The sequence below is a fragment of the Desulfitispora alkaliphila genome (assembly GCF_050433185.1).
Taxonomy (GTDB): domain Bacteria; phylum Bacillota; class Desulfitisporia; order Desulfitisporales; family Desulfitisporaceae; genus Desulfitispora; species Desulfitispora alkaliphila.
Genome location: NZ_JBNPXS010000009.1, coordinates 41,515 through 59,367 on the forward strand (window position 1 = coordinate 41,515; position 17,853 = coordinate 59,367).

Sequence of the window (17,853 nt, forward strand, 5' to 3'; positions counted from 1 at the left end):
CAATGCGAGCATAAATTTGCTAATGTAATCAACCCCCCAGCAACCCTTAGGAGCTATCAAGCTCTTAAGGGGCTGGGGGAAAAAAGAACACCCTTCGAGGGTTGGGGGGTTCTCAGAGGCAGCAACAGCTATCAGAAACTTATTAGTTGAAGCAGGATTGATAAATAGAAAATAGTAAGGTGAGAGGGAAGTAAAGGTATAGGCCTTACTTCCATTTCAATGAATTAACTGGTGCCAGAAATTGCAAAAACGAAAACAAGGGAACGGAAAACAAGGGGACGGAGGTGTTGTGTTCATTTGCAACCTGTCACCATCCCCGCAGCAGGATATTTTTCTAACCCTTCTCCCAAACCTTCCTCTTTTTAAACAGCTCCACCAAATCACTATCTAACTTTCTTTCTTCCACCATATAGCCCATTATTTCTAGAGCCTTTTCTACGGGCATCCCTTTTTTGTAGGGACGGTCGCTGGCAGTTAAGGCATCAAAGATGTCTGCAATAGCTAATATTCTAGCTTCGAGTGGGATTTCGCTTTCATTTAACTGGTGGGGATACCCCTGGCCATTTAGTTGCTCATGATGCATGCAGGCTAGCTTTGGCACTTGCGCTAGCTTCTTAGTAAATGGTATTTTGGCAAGCATCTTCTCTGATGTGACCACATGATTTTCCATTATTTTTCGCTCTTCTTCAGTTAGTGTTCCCTTAGGAATGCACAAAGAGCTTAACTCTGCTTCAGTTAAATAGGGAGCTAATTCCTCTAGTTTACCTCTTAATTCTGGATCCACAAAGGTAGAAGGTTTGTTTGCCTTTGTGACTAGCTCTTTAGCTACCTCCAAGTGAGCAACTTCCTCTTGGCATCTTTTTTCTTCCGTTGTAGCTGCTTCTGTCATACCTTGTTTCCATAACTCCAATTGCTTTTCTAGAGAGCTACTCTTAGTCCGTTCAATGGCAAGCTCCAACCTACCCAATACGATGGGAAGCTGATTCCCTAGACGAGTGGGTTTATTCATTACCTCTAAAGGTGTGGCAATCTTGCCAATGTCGTGAAGCCAACCAGCCATGGTGAGCTGGTACAAGCGATCTTTATCAAATCTTTCATCTGCCAAGACTCCTGTATCACAGGAGTTTATTTCTTCAGCTATAAGTCCAGCAAGTTTGCTCACCTTTTGAGTATGGGTAGCGTTATAGGGGGTTTGGGCATCAATGGCAGTTACCATGACCTGCACAAAGGATTCAAATAGATTTTCTATATCCTTAGTTAACTGTACATTTGTCAAAGTTATAGCTGCCAGGGAGGAGAGATACTCCACAATGGGCTGTAGGTCTGGACTAAAGGGAACCACATTGCCAGAGCTATCAACAGAATTTATTAGTTGTAAGGCTCCTATGACTTCACTTAAGTGATTTTTCAAGGGGATTACTAGCATAGATTTGGTTCTATAGCCAGTCATTTCGTCATATTTTCTAGGGCCTGAAAAGTCAAAGTCTTTAGCATGGTATACATCGGGAATATTCACAGTCTTACCTGTTAGAGTAGTATACCCGGAAACGTAGTCTAATTCCATGGGGACAGGTGGAAGAGTTACTTCTTCGCCATTACCGCCCTTAAAGGTATTCATTGATTGGTTTTGAATGATTTTTATTTTTAAATAGTCTTCTTCTACAAGATAGAGGGTGCCAGCATCGGCATTTGTAATGCGACGAGCTTCGGTTAAAATCATCTCTAACAGCTTATTTTTGTCTTTTTCCGCAGATAAGGCTAAGCCAATGGAAAAGAAGTTCTCTAGCTGCTCAGGAATATTCATAAATTACACCACCTATAAATTTTAGAATTATAATAAGGAAATAGAATTAATTTCCAACAGGAAGTCCTATTTGGAATGATTTTGCAGGGAATTTGATCTTTGTTAAAGTATACTATATTTTTAGAGCCTATTTAAAGGTTTTTTTATGTCAATAAGGGGGAGAGGCTGCATGAAGAAGAGGTTAATTATCTTAGCGTTAGCACTAATGGCATTAATGATGATTTTTATTAACAATGCTACAGCGGAAGAAGCAAGTGACAACTGGAGTAAGTATAGCAGTAACATTTATACCCATGATGTAGAAATATGGGGTAATTATGCCTGGGAAGCAACTAATAGGGGGTTGGTGCTTCGCTCTTTAGCCAATCCACAGGTGTATAGGCTTTATACCAAGGAGAATAGTGGTTTAGATGCTAATCAGGTGTATGCTTTAGCACTTGATGAAGGAAGTGGCCTTTGGCTAGGCACTGATAATGGACTCATGCACTTGGAGTCAAACAGAGATTGGACACATTATAATACGAGTAATAGTCCTCTAGAAAAAGGCGATGTGAGAGCCTTAGGGCTAGATAATATGGGTCGATTGTGGATTGGAGACTGGGGAAATGGACTGTTTTGCCTGGATAGTGAGGGCAAATGGACTACTTTTGCTGATAAAAGCAGCCAGTTTCCCATAGATAAAATACATACAATAGCTTCCGATACAGAGGGAGTGTGGTTAGGTACAGAGGAAAGCGGTGCTATCTATATAGATAATAGGGGCAATTGGAGCATGTTCACACCTGAAAATAGCGGGCTCGTAGGTAGAAATGTAACCTCTATTGTCACGGATAGTAACGGGGGTATTTGGTTTGGAACCAATCGGGGCCTTGTCCATAGAAACTCAGAAGAACAGTGGATAAGCTATAGTGCCAGTGATAGTGGGTTGCCTTCAAACAATATTAACTGTTTAGCTATTGGACAAGACAATAATGTGTGGATAGCCACTGCTGAGGGACTGGCATGTTTGTCTCCAGATGGAGAGATAACAGTTTCTGAGCAGGGTGAGATTATTAAAAGTGTTGCGGTTGATAAAAAGGGTAATGCCTGGACGGGTAAATGGGCAGAGAAGCCAGGGCAAGATGACGTTCTTTTTGGTGAGTTAGAAGAGCTAGATGGGATAGATATTCCTTATAATGTGGTTACAGATGCATTAGTGGATAGCAATGGCGGGTACTGGATTGGGACATTCGGTCAAGGCTTAGCATACTTAGCTGATGGAGATGACTGGATAAATTACCACAGGGATAACAGCATCTTGCCCGTGAATGATATAAGCTCCCTTGGAATAGATGGAGATGAAAACCTCTGGGTAGGAACCTGGGGCGGAGGGGTAGTCAAACTGTTGCATGGAGAGGAAGGAAGTGTATTTAATACAGGAAATAGTGCAATTGCTTCTGATACCATAAGAGCTCTGGCGGTAGATGCAAAGGATCGTGTGTGGATAGCTACGCCCTTAGGGGTTGCCTACTACCATGCCGGAAGTTGGCATAATGTTGAGCTCAAAGGAGATTTGACAGGTAATGATATCAGGGATATTAGCTGTGATAATTTGGGTAATATCTGGTTTGAGACTAGAACAGGAGATGTGGTGGTTTATAACCAGAGCGGGGTTGCCACTGACTTGAGGGAGAGCATTTATTCTACTGATATTAGAGAGATAGCTATTTTCTACAATGATCGCAGGGTTTCCACAGATGTGGCACCAGTGATGGAGGGTGGTAGAACACTATTGCCCATGAGAGTTATTTTTGAAGCATTGGGCGCAGAGGTGGATTGGAACGGTGAATTGAGGAGAGTTAATGCCACTCTGGGTGATTTGAGTGTAGAGCTGACAGTTGATGAGGCGATTGCTTCTGTAAATGGAGTGGAAAGAGAAATGGATGTGCCTGCAAGGGTTGAAGGAGGTCGGACACTAGTGCCCCTGCGCTTTGTGGGTGAGAGCTTGGGGTTAGATGTTGAATGGGACGGAACATTGCGGTCAGTAATTCTTAAGGGAGAGTAGGTGCAGGTGTAATGAAAAAGAAATTTTTGTTCCTATTACTAGGCATATTTATAGCAATTCTTTCTTTTAATATGGATGTTTCATATGCGGGTGAAATAGAGCGCAGGGCAATTATAACTAAGACAGAAGGATCTGTGTTAGTCCAAGCTTCAGGGCAGCCTTTTAGTTTGCCTGCCAAAAAAGGCGCGGAACTAACAAAGGGTGATCGCATAACCACGGGAAGTGACGGCAGAGTAGAAATTAGATTTGACGATGGCAGTATAAGTCGGATATCTCCCGATTCCCGAGTTGAGATAGAGTCCCTTTATCGGGATACAATTGGAGATGGAGATAATACCTTTTTAAACGTGGGGTGGGGGAAAGCTTGGTATCGAATTCCCGATATCTCTCAGAGAAATTCCAGGTTTGAGGTTAACACACCCTCTGCTGTAGCGGGAGTCAGGGGAACTGCATTTGCTGTAGATGCATATAGTGACAACGACACAGTAGTAAGAGTATATGCTGGTGCTGTAGGAGTGCGTCCTAAGCAAACAAGTGCAGCCCCAGGAGGAATTGGGGACTCTAGTATGGCACAAGAAGTGCTGGTAAACCCGCACCAACAGACCAGGGTGAGCGTTGACGCGCCCCCGCCAGCAGCTGAACCTGTAGATGTTATGACTGTGGATGATTGGGAAAAGGATAACTTGGTGGAAGATGTACCTGTGGCCTATGTTGTAGTAGAGTCAGAAGTAAAGACAATAGTTTTAGAAATGGTTGAACAGCAATTAAAAGAAGGAGTTCAGGAACTAGCTGAATTGACCATGGAGTTAGAGCGTCTGAGAGAACTACAAGAGGAAGCAACTGGGGATAGGCTAGAAGAACTGAAGCGATTAGAGAGTCAGATGGAAAGAGAATTAGAGATAAAGCGTGAGGTAGTGCAAGAAGCTGAACGAGAAAGACAGGAAGTGGCGGAAAGCAAAGAGAGGTTGACTAAGTTAAGAGAAGTTATTGACAAGGCACCATCGGAAATAACTCCCGAAGAGATAGAAGCTCAAATTAGAGAAGAGGCCCAGGCAATTAGGCAAGAGGAGAGAGAAAGGGCAGCAGAGCGGGCAGAGCGACAGAAGGAATTGCAGCAAAAACAAGAGGAAGCAGAAGTAATTCGGCAAGAAACTAGTGAAGCAGCGGAAAGCTTGGGCATAAAGGAATCTCTAGAAGAAGCACGGAGTGAGGCCACGCCAGAAACTGTTGAGAATATCTTACAAGAGGAAAGTGAGCAGCAAGAACAGGTGGAGAGTGAGACGCCTAGAAGAAGTAGCTCTGGGGGTAGTTCGATAATCGATGCGGAATCCTTTGAAGTTGAAAATGGAGTTTTTGTTGTTCAATTGAATAAATCTCCATCATCTGCTCCTACCAAGGATGACTTCCTGTTTAAAGCTGCTTGGACGGAAATAGAAACGGACGAATTTGTTCGTGTAGATGAAGACTTTATCAGTACAATTGAGGAGCATCATGAAGTTGAATATGTTTGGGATGCTAGCTCTAGAACCGCTACCTTTGAGTTTATTGAAATGAAGCCCGATAGAACACCATTTAGCATTTTATTTAGTGTTAGTTATAATGGAAGAAACTTTTTTGATGCGGAACCATTTAAGACGCCGGTTTTAGAACCGCAAATGGTTGGTAATGTGCTGACACCAGAGGGAACATATTTAGATGAGAAGCAAGGACAAGTGCAGGTGAGAAAAGAAATAGAGGACAGATTTGGTGGGGAGGATTATTTTCGAGTTCCAATAACTGAAAATGGAGAATTTTTTATTAGAGGATTAGAGGATGGAAACTATTATATTCAAGCATTGCCTAACTATGAATCCCCGTATGCCCCTTCAACATCAGTAAGTTTTACAGTAGAAGGAGGAACGACGGTAGATTCACATGTTACATTGGAGCTTTCATATCCACAAAGTATAGGAGAAGTTTTAACTCCAGAAGAAGAATTGCTACTTGATAATGAAATAGGGTGGGTAAATGTATTTTTACCAGGTGATCATCCGCGCCCTTATCGAACAAAAATATTTCCTAATGGAACATTCAAGTTATGGGGACTAGAGGATGGAGAATATGAATTAGAAGCGCGCTCTTTTATGCATGCGCCTTCAGAAAGAATAGCTGTCATAGTGGAAGACAATCATATCGATACTGAAATAACACTAAATCTTAATAAACCTCAAGTCTTGGGGAATGTAAAAACACCTACAGGAGAATTCTTAAATCCGAGAGAAGCCTGGGTAACTGTATTTGACACAGATAAAAATTGGATTAAAGAGGTGCCTGTTGGTCCTGGAGGGGTGTTTAGCTTATGGGGTTTGTACCCGGAAAGTGAATATATAATTAAGGCAAGTCCCCAAGAAAGTGTGGATTACGCTCAATCTCAAGAAAAAAGAATTACAATTGATTCAGAAAATGTGGGAATAGCTCTATCAGAAATTCAGATTAGGGGAGAAGTAATAGGACCTGCTGGAGGGGCATTTGAAGATGCATACATAGGAATACTTAATCTGGAAACAAATGAATATCAGGGTGTAATGGTTGACTGGACTAAATTTGGAAGAACTTACAAAATAGGTAGCTTGGAAGATGGTAGCTACATTTTGAGAGCAATGCCCAGCATAGATTCTGAGTACACACCTTCAGTTGGAAAAACGGTTATGGTAGAAGGTGGGATAGCTGATCTTGCAGAATTGGATTTTCAATTAACAGAGCCCCAGGTGGAGGGTACTGTAATTGTTCCAGGGGATGAATCTCTGAAGCAAGGTGATGTTTGGATTGCAGTACTTGATGAACATAATAACTGGATTTATGATGTGCCCATAGGTAACGCAGGTGAATTCAAGCTAGGGGGACTTGAAGAGGGTAAGGTATATACAGTAGGTGCATACCCTGTTAAAGGGGTGAACTATCAACCTGTAGAAATATTAGTAATAATTGAGGAAGATGTCCAATATATTGAGCTACAGTTGAATATTGATGAGCCTATTGGTGTTATAGATGAAAATAACATTAGGTTCACGGTAGAAGATACAGAGGGATATAAAGCACACTACATTGACTATATTCATATAAGTGATAGATATGAAGAATACATGTTTGACGAACCATACTTTGATAAGGACGGGGTATTTGTTATCGAAGATGTAAGTGTGGGTGATACAGTTGTTATACAGGGAAGAGCAACTGAAGACTTTGTATATATTCGTGAAATTACAGCAGAAATGTTAGAAGCGGAACTGTTCGCCATAGGAGCTGAATCAAATAATGGGAAAGTAGAATTTAGTTCAAATATAGCATTTGATTTTGAACGCATTGACTTTGTGATAACTATAGGTGATTTGAAAATTTCTTTAAAAGGGTTTAGATATGATGAAGAAGTTGAACACAATAGAATCTGGCTTGATGAGGGATTGTATAGTTTTAGAGTCTATGGGCAAAGTCAAGATGACTATTATATTTTAAGATTATTAGATCAAGATATTGTTGAAGATGCTTCACTAGAGTTTGATGCAAATAATACTGCCAAGATTAGTTATACCTATGACCTTGACTTTGAACAGTACTATCAGAAAGATATTAGACGTTATACGGTGGATCCTAATCTAGAGTTTTTTAGTTGGATTGTACCTACTGACAAGGATATGATTTTATCTAAGGGGAGCTATGCAGATAGTTTTATGCCTACTTTAATAAGGACTGAGAGTGTTGGAAATGAGTGGGAGTATAGATTTACACCTATTATATGTGAGTACTATTATGATGGAGAATATATGTTAGAGGAGGATTTAGAGTTATTTTTAAGCGATGAAGTTATTGATTGCTTAGAAACGGAATTCCAGTATTATGAGCCTGGTGAATGGGTCGATTTTAGCCAATTTCCGTTAAGAAACGAAGACCAAGATGATAAATATGTTCACGGGCTTAGATCTATTACTGAAATAACTGATACTCGTGAACCCCTTGAGATGGAGTTTGTCATAAAAAACCCAGAGGGAACAGTTTTGTTAAAAGAAAAAATTACCCATATTGACTGGTTATCAGGGTATGAACTACCACAAGATGCTATGCCAGGTACATATGAAGTTAAATTAAATCTAGGTGAAAGTATGACTGGTTTGCAATTACCTGATCAGGTTACTACAACTTTTGAGGTTGTGGTAGATGATGTAACGCTACAAAGACGAGAACCAACAACAGTTGTTGAGGCAGTATATGGTACAGATAATCTAGAAGAGCTAGGAGAACTCTTAGTACTAGTTGATGATGTGTATGAATTTAACACTGACTATGTGGTTCTAGAGCTTAATGAAGAGATTAACTTGGAAACCATGAATTTTAAAATTAATAATCAAACAGTAACAGATGCAGTATATTCTCTTGATGAAACTGATGTAACTAAATTTGTGTATTTAGAGAACGGAAGCTTTGAACCTAATAAGGAAAGTACCTTGGGCATATATGATGATGATGTAGAAATAGTTTTAGTTAAGTTACTACTGTATAGGGAGGAATAAGATTACTGCCGCGTACTACAGTGGAACGGTTCTGCTGACAGCTTTTTAAGAGGCTGCCAGCAGAACCGTTTTTTCACTATTCCCTGAAAAAGCAGGACAAGATATAATTTACACGAACTTATAAACAAATGCCTTAAGATAGTTAAAAGAATCAACAGCTATAATATTAAGAAGAAGTCGCCATATTGTAATATATATTTGGCTCTGATATAATGGCAATAAATGGGACGAGATGCAAGTTATATTTAAAGGGGTGTGGAGGAATGGTTTTTGAGGAAATAGACAAATTAAAAAATGAAATTGATTGTCATAGACCTCTTTCTCCGGAAATAATGGAGATTGTAGACCAGAAATATAAAATTGAGTGGACCTATAACTCAAATGCTATAGAAGGTAATACTTTAACGCTACAGGAAACCGCTTTCTTTTTACAACATGGCCTTACATCAAAAGGTAAAACATTAAAAGAATATCTTGAGGTGCAAAATCACTCAGATGCAATTGATTTTATAAAGGATATAGTTAAAGATAACAGGGAAATAACAGAGGGTTTAATTAAAGAAATTCATGCACTTTTGTTAAAAGGAATAGACTTTGTCATGGTGGGACCAAGTGATAATAAGGTAAAGAAGAAAATCAATCCTGGAAGATATAAAACTGAGCCTAATCATGTTATAACAATGAACGGAGAAATACATAAATACTGTGACCCTGTTAAAGTACCTGGAGAAATGAAAAATCTAGTTCAATTTATCAATACATCTGAGAAACACCCCATAGAAATAGCTGCAATTGCACATCACCAGTTTGTAGCAATACATCCTTTTGATGATGGCAATGGAAGAGTTGCAAGAATTTTAATGAATATTATTCTAATGAAGCACGGTTTCCTTCCTGTGGTAATAAAAAATGAAAATAGAGAGGACTATTACAGAGCACTAATGGAGGCGGATAGAGGAGACCTCTCTAAATTTATAAGTTTAATTGCCATTGAGGAGAAAAATAGTTTAGAGCTTATGCTGAATATTATCAAACAAAATTAGCTGTTAACCCAGCTGGGGACGGTTAACAGGTTTTAATAACCTGTTACCGTCCCCTTTTGACATTTTTTTCAGCTTACTCTAGCTCATACACCATCACTGGTTCGCTCTTGCCTTTAACCTGGATTTCGCCCACTGGTTTTAAGGGCAGGCGGCCGTCCACTTCCTGATAGACCTCTTGACTCACCAATACTTGACCTGGCGTTGCGTTAGATTCTAACCTAGCTGCTAAGTTTACCGCATCGCCGATTGCGGTATACTCCATGCGAGTTTGGGAGCCGATATTGCCCACGATGACCTCTCCGGTGTTGATCCCGATGCCAAAGTGGAGTGTTACTCCTGACATCTCGTGAACCTTTTTCTGGAGAGCTGCTCCTTTATCGGTAATGGCTTTAGCTGCTTTAACTGCCCACAGTGCGTGATCTTCTTGTTCTAAGGGGGTGTTAAAGAGGGCCATGGCTGCATCTCCCATAAACTTATCGATAGTCCCTTTGTTTTCAAAAATACAGGTGGTTACTATTTCAAAGTACTCGTTTAAGATAGCTACTACTTCCTCAGGGGGTAGTTTTTCTGATAGTGGCGTAAAGCCCCTAATGTCAATAAATAGGATGGTAATTCTGCGACTAGTTCCACCTAGTTTCAGGTTATCCTCTCCAACCTGGAGGATTTCATTAACCACCTGAGGAGCCACATAGCGACCAAATATTCTTGTAACTCGTTGCTTATCCTTTTGCTCAACCACGTAGTTGTAGGCCAAAGCGGCTATAAAACTACCAGTCAAGGCAAGCAGGGGGTAAGTGCTCTCCACATATATAGAATTGTTAACAAATAAGTGCTGAGTAATGAAATAAAATGCTCCAGATAGTGCGATTAGACTGACAAATCCTAATACTGGTCTCAAGCCTTGGTAAATAAAGATAGAGCCCAGACTAAGAGCAAATACAAGTAATAAGTTCACGGCTAGGGGAGCACTGTTAATTGGGCCAGCATGGTGGATAGTATTAACTATATTTGCGTGCACCTCTACACCGAACATGGGAGCATCTTTGGCAAATGGGGTAAAGTAGTAGTCTCCTAACCCCAAAGCGTAGTATCCAACTAAGACAATCTTATCCTCAAAGGTAGAAGGGGGATAAGCACCCTCTAAAACTAAGTGATAGGGCAGCACAGGGTAAGAGTGAGGTCCACCGCTGTAGTTTATCAATGTGCGCCCCCATGAATCCAAGGGAAAGCTAAAGTCTCCAAGACTAAGCTCGTTCTGACCTGGTTTAAATTGAGTTGTCAAGTGGCTGGATAACTCTTCATGGGAAATGCCTTGAGAATGTGCCCATACCTTCACATCAAAAGAAGTAATAGGCTCCTCATTGTATTCCATCCACATGATAGCTGTTCGCATGATGCTATCCCTATCCTGGGTCACATTTATGTAGCCAGCAGATGATACCTCCATTAATTCAGGAATGGGATAGTTTACAGCTAGTGGGGAAAAGAAACCGGGAATATTGCTTAAGTCAGGAGATGCTTCTGTGGGATAGACCACAGGGACTGAGTTGGCTGTTGCCTCTACCAAAGCTTGGTCCATCTCCGCCAACTGAGAGGGCTCGGAGAACATAATATCCATTCCCACCACACTGGCATTGGCTTCAGTCAAAACCTCCAGTAAACCTGCGTGAACATCCCTATTCCAAGGCCAGCGTCCCAACTCTTGAAGACACTGATCAGTTATACCCACAATGAAAATATCTGTGGAGGGCTCTTGTGCTCCCCTGAGGTAAAAGCGGTAATCGTAGGCTGAGTTTTCTAACTCCCCCAAAAGATTAAAGTAAGATAAAAATACAACAGCTAAGCCTAAGATAATTCCTAAAAGCAGAATGTTTTTCTTCTTTTTAGATTCCATAAGTTCAACTCCTGTTCATTTTGTATCCAAAAGACCCAATTTTAATAATTTTAGAGGAAAATTAAACCTTTTTAAAGTATACTATATTACTGAAACTTTTTGTAAAAGTTTAGTAAAAATATTTCGTTAAAAACGGGGGTACTATGGCTGAGTTATCAGAGTTATTTTTTCTTTTGTTGGTGGGGCATCTGATTGCGGATTTTCCCCTTCAGACTAATAAATTAGTAGCATGGAAGAAAACTAGTAAGTATGGGATTGCTGCCCACAGTATGGTGGGGGTGATAGTTACAGGGGCTCTTATTCTGCCCTATCTAGATAAGCTTTGGCCTGCTCTAATAGCGATTGGGCTAACTCATTACTGGATTGATGGTTGGAAGATTAATGTGGAAAAGAAAAAAGAACCTGGATTTAAAGGTCAATTGAGTTACTTTATTGCGGATCAGGTGCTACATATATTCGTAATTTTTATTATTGCTAATGCAACAAGCTTTTTCTTAGGGCAGAGGGGATTAAATGTTATTGGACAAGGTTACTTATCGCACTTTGACTTGCCGGTGGTGATAGTCCTAATATGGTTCATTTTTGGCCAGTCAGTTTTAAATCAAGTAATACTAAATGCTGTTTTAAATGAGATGAGGCCTCCCTTTTTCACTGGGGCAGAGAGATATGGTGGGATGCTCTTTCGGGGAATTGGAATTGGACTGTGTCTTGTGAATGCTTGGTTAGGGATTATTGTAATAGCAGCTTTTCTAGTAGCACTTAACTTAAGAGTACCCCAAGGGCGAAAATATTGGGGCAGACGCTATCGGCTGGGAATGGCACTAAATGTAATCAGTATTGTCGCGGGGACGGTGGTATTTCATTTTTGGAGGGGTTAATATGAAGAATAGAGCACGGGAGTTTAAAGCTAATTTGACAGGGGAGCTTCTAAATAATGTATTAGGAAGAGGTGATATCATGAAAGTAAATATCAACTTATTGCCAAATACATATTTTCAAATGTAACTCACAGACGCTTATCACCTTTGGAGCTTAGTATTTTTACACTAGCCTCCAGTGGTAAAATAGAGCTAAATAAAATAGGGCATATAAAATGCAAAAAAGTGATTTTTATGTTATAAAACTTAGCTACATGGTATAATAAGTTAAATATAATTGACATTAATACATTGGAGCCACAAAAAGATAGCTTTATCAATGAAGAGCTCCAAGAAGTATTTTCAGATATGCTTTTTAGGGTAAATATTAATAATAGGGAAGGATACATCTACTTCCTCTTTGAACACAAAAGCTACACCAGTAAAAGTATATCACTTGACACAGTGACTTTGGAAATCATCATTGATGAGATACTAGAATATAAGAGCTTAGAGGATGCTAAAAAATATCTGCAGTAACAAAATAAGAACCCTCGGTGCCTGACAATGCGCCAAGATAAGGGCGGGAACAGCCGTCAAGGCTGAAAATCTAATGGAGTGAAAGTCTCCTACCATCAATTGACCGGTTCGGATGGTTAGCATATCTGGGACATGGGGAGGTAACAAACCATGGGGTGATCAGACGTAAAAGTCACAGCGGCTCATAATACACTGAGATTATAGAGTTGGGACAGCTAGGGGGGCTAGCAAACTTGGAGGCTTGAAGGTTTTAACGAATACTGCAGTCCCGAAATTTGGCGCCTCATGAAGTTGTTTATATAGGGTAATTGTGGTCGCTGACGCTATCGTCCTTAGCGGAAAGCCGGCGTTCTATGGGAAGTAACAGTTATGTGCACCATAGAAGCCTGTCCTCTATAAAACGATGATAAATTCAGTATAGTGTAGATATGGAGATATCGTATTCCAAACACAAAGCCGCAACAGTACTAAACTTACATGTAATAAAATCATAAAGAAGGGAAATGACAAAATGAAAGCTGAAAGAAGAATAAGGGATAATAACAGGAGGTAAAAGGACAGGTAATGACCTCAGGACTAACGTTATCTGTATAGTAGAGATAACGTTAGTCCTTATTTTGTTTGATCACCTGAAAACACTTGCATAAATTCAAAAATAATCTTATCATAAGGTTATGGGTGGATTATCCGATTAGGGATAACCCTTAAGGGAAGAACCGGGGCTGGCGAGCTTGTGAGGTTCTTCCCTTTCCTTTCTGTTGTATTTAATAACAGAATAAAAAAAAGACCCAAAAAGGTCAATAGTTCTATTCAAAATATGACATTAAGAAATGCAAATAATTGCTATAAACAGTAACAGACTTAGAAATAATCTGACATTTATGTGCAGTTAATGTTAATATTAATTTGCAGTCTTACATTCAATTAAGTATTGGCAATGAACATTGAGAAAAACTCTTTTACATACAACGATTAAGCTGCATACAAATATTGATTCTAAAGTACAAGTAATAATAGAAATGGGGGACTTCCCAATGAAATATTCAGAAGTAGAAGTAAAGAGGTTGCTCAAATCCAAAAATTTAAGCCTTGAAGACCAAGTAAAAGTTAATATCCTAAATTTTATAAGGACAATCCACCTCAATGAGCAGGACTTTATAGAATCATCATATGGGTCAAAGTTCTTTGGAGAACTTCCCATGACCTTTCAGAAAAAATCAGGTCAAGTTATTGGGATAATTACAGCTACGGTTAATGGAGAGGTAAGGAAGTACGTATTTAACGATAAAGGGTATGAGGAGCTAGGGGATTTGTTAAAGCTGGTTGAAGAGTAAACTTCTACAGTAAAGTTTCCATTTTGATAAATGGGTTGTTCAAGTAAAGACACACGGGGGCGGTTCTTTTGTGTTACCATTTATAATTTTGCAATAAAAAGCCTTCCTCGTTGCAGAACGTTGCACAACTATAAAAATAAAAATGCTACAAAATGTAACGAAGAATGAAACGATACCTTTATCGTTGCAAACACGAAATATTTATGGTAACATTACATATTATAAATATTTTGGAGGTGGAGTTGTGCAAACTAACGAAAGTTATAGTTTGGAATTCAAAGAAGAAGTTTCAAAAACTTTTTTAAAAACAGTTAGTGCCTATGCTAATTATAGTGATGGAGAAATAATTTTTGGTGTAGATGACCATGGAAATGTGGTAGGTGTAAGAGAGAGTCCAAAAGAAGAAGCATTAAGAATTGAAAATATGATCAATGATTCTCTTGCTCCGGTTCCTTTTTTTGAAATTCGTATTAAGGAAGTAGAAGACAAGACAATCATTATTGTAGAAGTTAAAAAAGGTAAAGACACTCCTTATTATTACAAAGGAAAAGCTTACAAAAGAGCGGATACTTCAACCATAGAGGTGGATAGATTTGAACTTAGAAGACTAGCTATGGAAGGGATTAATATGCATTATGAAGATAGAAAAGCATCTTCCCAAGACTTGAATTTTAATATATTAGAAGCTGTGTTAAAAAAGGAGGCAGGTATAGAAAGGATTAACTTAGACATTCTAAAAACCCTTAATCTATATAATAAAGATGGCTACTATAATACTGCAGGAGAGCTGTTGGCGGATCAAAATGATATAGCGTTTTCAGGGATTGATGTCGTTAAATTTGGGAAGGACATCAATAAAATTTTGTATAGAAAAACCATAAGCAATGTATCGTTATTAACTCAATTCTATAACGCAATAGAAATCTTTCAACAATATTATATCTTTGAAGAAATAGATGGTTATAACAGAATAAAAAAAGAGTTAATTCCCAAAGAAGCTTTCAGAGAGTCCTTAGCAAATGCCATTGTTCATAGAGTATGGGATACCAACTCATATATACAAATAGCAATGTATGAAGACAAAATAGAAATAAATTCTCCTGGGGGACTCCCTGAAGGTATATCTAAGGACGAATACTTGTATGGTAATATTTCTGTGTTGAGAAACCCAATAATAGCAGGAGTTTTTAACCGATTAAATATTATTGAAAAGTTTGGAACGGGAATAGCAAGAATTAACAAAGAGTATACTCATAGCATCTCTAAGCCTAATTTTGAGGTAAGTGAAAATAGAATTAGAATTATACTTCCAATTACTAAAATTGATCAATTAGATTTATCTAAAGATGAGAGCATTATTTACGAATTATTAAAAGAAGAGGTAGAGCTTTCAAGAAAAGATATAGATTTGAAAACCGGATTTAATAAGTCAAAGACCATTAGGGTGTTGAATAGTCTTATAGATAAAAACATCATAAGCAAATCAGGTGGCGGGGTTACATTAACCTATAAGTTGTTGTAGACAGGGGGGGAACAAGGGGACGGTTCTAGGGGATGCGGTGCCGGGCACTTAACTTGTTAACTTATTGTGGAGGGGAAGACCTTTTGGTAAACTAATGCCAGGGGGTGGTGTTTATCATGTTTTTGGAAATAGGTATAAGGAGATTTTAGTTAATGATGATAACCCAATTCGAAAGGTGGACATTTGTTTGAAGCAACATTCCAATATTAAGTTTTTACTGTTAATGACAAAGGATTTTCTAGATGGTAGAATAGATGCTCTTGGGGGGAGCACACGGGGACGGAGGTGTTGTGTTGTCCTCGACACAACTGACAAATCAATAATATATTATTACCTTGACAGGCCCAGGAAGAGATAATCAGACATCTCTTTCTGGGCTTAATCTATGTCTAAACCAACCTGAGGAGGAGATGAAATTAGCTACATTCTGTGAGTGATGATAAGAGGAGCCGTGTGAGGTAAGGGGGTATAAGACGATATAAAGCTTGGAAAATAGCGTTTAGCAGCAGAAATGAACTGTATCTCATACATCATTCGCTCTTCGAACCAAAGATATCATTATTAACTTTGCGATCCATTTGATCACGCTCCATAGAAATGACAGTTAATTGATTGCATAGTCAGATCATGATATAATATGAGTACTAATAATGTATTAGGAAGAGGTGATATCATGAAAGTAAATATCAGGCCATCAGCGGATTTAAGAAATCACTACAATGAAATTTCTAAACAGTGTAAAGAAACAAGGGATGCAGTTATAATTACTGTAAACGGTCGGGGTGATACAGCAGTTCTTGGATTGCAGGATTATTATCAGATGAAATCTGAATTGGAATTGCTTAGAACACTTGCAGATGCAGAGGATGATGTGGAAAATGGTAGAGTAGGACTAATTCAAGATTCCTTTGATGATCTTCGTAAATCTTTAATGAAAAGGAAAAATGACTGATGTATAAAATCATAAGAACGGATAAGGCTGAAGATCAGCTTCGAGATATCATATATTATATTGCAGATAATTCAGGTGATGTTAATATTGCATTGCAATATCTGGATAAACTAGAAGATGCTATTAATCGCCTACAACAATTTCCTGAATTAGGAAGTGAGCCAAAACATTATATTTTAAAAAAACAAGGGTACAGAGTAGTAATCGTTGAGAAACATCTTGTCTTTTATAAAATAAACAAAGAAAATAAAACAGTTATTATATATGCAATCGTTGATGGAAGAAGAGAATATCATAATTTGATGTGACTTCAACAGTCTAGAGCTTATGCTGAATATAATCAAACAAAATTAGCCTTATTTCTGTATGTAGCGAGGGGCGGCAGACCGCCCCCCCTTAGCAACTTAGCAGTTTTTGAGAGAGGTCCTGAAGCTCCTCCATTTGACCTGATATCATATCTAGTGCCTTAGACTGTTCGTTAACGATGTTCAAATTTTCATTTGTTCGCTCAGCTACCTGGGGTAAGCGCTGTTGAAGGGAGTCAATGGTCAATTTAATGGTTTCGGTTTTAAGCCTACTATTATCTGCAAGTTTTCTAATTTCTGAAGCAACTACTGAAAAGCCCTTCCCGTTCTCACCTGCTCTGGCAGCTTCAATGGAGGCGTTTAATCCCAGCATATGTGATTGATTAGCGATTTTTTCTATGAAGGAAATTGCGTTTATAATCTCACCTAGGTCAGAGATAGTAGTATCTATGGAGTTTTTTAGAGCTTGTTCTGTTGTATGCAAATTTTCCATTCCGGCTGTAATTTGTTCTGTGGCTGCTGTTGTGGTGCTTATGCGGTCAGTTATTTCTTGGTTCAGGGCACTATTCCGTGAAGCCTCTAGCTCTCGCTTTTCTTCTTCGCTAACTAAGATGTACGAAGTCATATGTGAAGCAGTTTTTGCTAATAGCTCAGCAAGGCTGGGGTCTCCAGCAACACCGGCTGAACCCACAATGCTATCTTTAAAGAAAATTGGGTAGTTAAATCCCATGCGATCATCATTTCCCATTTCCTTAGCTCGATCTTCATCCTCCTTAGTAACTTTGGCGTAAGGAATTTCTCCGGCTACAATCTTCTGGCCGGCAGAGTGAACATTGCCCACTCTATCCTTGTTAGTTGCTGCTTCAATCACTCCTCCAACTCCACAAATAATAATATGGAAGCCTGTAGCCTGCTTAAGCGTATCTAAAATTTGCTGTATTAAGTCCATGTTTGAGTGAATTACATTTTCAGCCAAAATATTTTCTCTCCCTCCTAATGAAATCAAATATAATA

At 39.0% G+C, this 17,853-nt stretch carries 13 protein-coding genes; 10 read left to right on the forward strand and 3 right to left on the reverse strand.

Annotated elements, in window-relative coordinates:
• Window positions 1-334: 334 nt before the first annotated feature.
• Complete coding sequence (locus GGQ84_RS04965) at window positions 335-1,804, reverse strand: HD domain-containing phosphohydrolase (protein ID WP_429159962.1); 1,470 nt, start codon at window positions 1,802-1,804, stop codon at window positions 335-337.
• A gap of 169 nt (window positions 1,805-1,973) precedes the next feature.
• Here GGQ84_RS04965 and GGQ84_RS04970 point away from each other — a divergent pair, with 169 nt between their 5' ends.
• The 3 genes from GGQ84_RS04970 to GGQ84_RS04980 all read left to right on the forward strand — a co-directional run bounded on the left by GGQ84_RS04970 (window position 1,974) and on the right by GGQ84_RS04980 (window position 9,435).
• A complete protein-coding gene (locus GGQ84_RS04970; RefSeq protein WP_429159965.1) occupies window positions 1,974-3,848 on the forward strand; it encodes a stalk domain-containing protein in 1,875 nt (624 codons plus the stop codon).
• A gap of 11 nt (window positions 3,849-3,859) precedes the next feature.
• A complete protein-coding gene (locus GGQ84_RS04975; RefSeq protein WP_429159968.1) occupies window positions 3,860-8,392 on the forward strand; it encodes a FecR domain-containing protein in 4,533 nt (1,510 codons plus the stop codon).
• A 263-nt stretch (window positions 8,393-8,655) separates the two neighbouring features.
• Complete coding sequence (locus GGQ84_RS04980; protein WP_429159971.1) at window positions 8,656-9,435, forward strand: Fic family protein; 780 nt, start codon at window positions 8,656-8,658, stop codon at window positions 9,433-9,435.
• Window positions 9,436-9,508: 73 nt separating this feature from the next.
• On the opposite strand, the gene GGQ84_RS04985 is transcribed toward GGQ84_RS04980, so the two are convergent.
• On the reverse strand, window positions 9,509-11,329 hold the full coding sequence (locus GGQ84_RS04985) for a CHASE2 domain-containing protein (protein WP_429159974.1): 1,821 nt from the start codon (window positions 11,327-11,329) through the stop codon (window positions 9,509-9,511).
• Between the two features lie 143 nt (window positions 11,330-11,472).
• On the opposite strand from GGQ84_RS04985, the gene GGQ84_RS04990 reads away from it, so the two are divergent.
• From GGQ84_RS04990 to GGQ84_RS05020, 7 genes are all read left to right on the forward strand, one after another.
• The gene (locus tag GGQ84_RS04990) at window positions 11,473-12,207 is read left to right on the forward strand and encodes a DUF3307 domain-containing protein (protein WP_429159977.1); all 735 of its coding nucleotides are present in this window, start codon (window positions 11,473-11,475) and stop codon (window positions 12,205-12,207) included.
• A 1-nt stretch (window position 12,208) separates the two neighbouring features.
• Window positions 12,209-12,334 carry a hypothetical protein gene (locus GGQ84_RS04995; RefSeq protein ID WP_429159979.1) on the forward strand — a complete coding sequence of 42 codons (126 nt, stop codon included), beginning with the start codon at window positions 12,209-12,211 and terminating at the stop codon, window positions 12,332-12,334.
• 155 nt (window positions 12,335-12,489) lie between these two features.
• Window positions 12,490-12,726, forward strand: coding sequence for an Rpn family recombination-promoting nuclease/putative transposase (locus tag GGQ84_RS05000; RefSeq protein ID WP_429160041.1), 237 nt, complete (start codon window positions 12,490-12,492; stop codon window positions 12,724-12,726).
• A 1,034-nt stretch (window positions 12,727-13,760) separates the two neighbouring features.
• On the forward strand, window positions 13,761-14,060 hold the full coding sequence (locus GGQ84_RS05005; RefSeq protein WP_429159982.1) for a hypothetical protein: 300 nt from the start codon (window positions 13,761-13,763) through the stop codon (window positions 14,058-14,060).
• Window positions 14,061-14,304: 244 nt separating this feature from the next.
• Complete coding sequence (locus tag GGQ84_RS05010; protein WP_429159984.1) at window positions 14,305-15,582, forward strand: RNA-binding domain-containing protein; 1,278 nt, start codon at window positions 14,305-14,307, stop codon at window positions 15,580-15,582.
• Window positions 15,583-16,255: 673 nt separating this feature from the next.
• Entirely contained in the window at window positions 16,256-16,534 is a 279-nt protein-coding gene (locus GGQ84_RS05015; protein WP_429159987.1) for a type II toxin-antitoxin system Phd/YefM family antitoxin, read from the forward strand.
• A complete protein-coding gene (locus GGQ84_RS05020; RefSeq protein WP_429160043.1) occupies window positions 16,531-16,842 on the forward strand; it encodes a type II toxin-antitoxin system RelE/ParE family toxin in 312 nt (103 codons plus the stop codon). Before GGQ84_RS05015 ends, GGQ84_RS05020 begins: the two co-directional genes overlap by 4 nt.
• A gap of 88 nt (window positions 16,843-16,930) precedes the next feature.
• Here the strand turns inward: GGQ84_RS05020 and GGQ84_RS05025 are convergent, their stop codons facing one another.
• Window positions 16,931-17,815 (reverse strand): methyl-accepting chemotaxis protein, encoded by an 885-nt coding sequence (locus GGQ84_RS05025; protein WP_429159990.1) that lies wholly within the window; start codon window positions 17,813-17,815, stop codon window positions 16,931-16,933.
• Between the last annotated feature and the right edge of the window lie 38 nt (window positions 17,816-17,853).

Coding starts and splice junctions, on each gene's coding strand:
- GGQ84_RS04970 (WP_429159965.1), top strand. CDS start 1,974: ATGAAGAAGAGGTTAATTATCTTAGCGTTAGCACTAATGGCATTAATG.
- GGQ84_RS04975 (WP_429159968.1), top strand. CDS start 3,860: ATGAAAAAGAAATTTTTGTTCCTATTACTAGGCATATTTATAGCAATT.
- GGQ84_RS04980 (WP_429159971.1), top strand. CDS start 8,656: ATGGTTTTTGAGGAAATAGACAAATTAAAAAATGAAATTGATTGTCAT.
- GGQ84_RS04965 (WP_429159962.1), bottom strand. CDS start 1,804: ATGAATATTCCTGAGCAGCTAGAGAACTTCTTTTCCATTGGCTTAGCC.
- GGQ84_RS04985 (WP_429159974.1), bottom strand. CDS start 11,329: ATGGAATCTAAAAAGAAGAAAAACATTCTGCTTTTAGGAATTATCTTA.
- GGQ84_RS04995 (WP_429159979.1), top strand. CDS start 12,209: ATGAAGAATAGAGCACGGGAGTTTAAAGCTAATTTGACAGGGGAGCTT.
- GGQ84_RS04990 (WP_429159977.1), top strand. CDS start 11,473: ATGGCTGAGTTATCAGAGTTATTTTTTCTTTTGTTGGTGGGGCATCTG.
- GGQ84_RS05005 (WP_429159982.1), top strand. CDS start 13,761: ATGAAATATTCAGAAGTAGAAGTAAAGAGGTTGCTCAAATCCAAAAAT.
- GGQ84_RS05015 (WP_429159987.1), top strand. CDS start 16,256: ATGAAAGTAAATATCAGGCCATCAGCGGATTTAAGAAATCACTACAAT.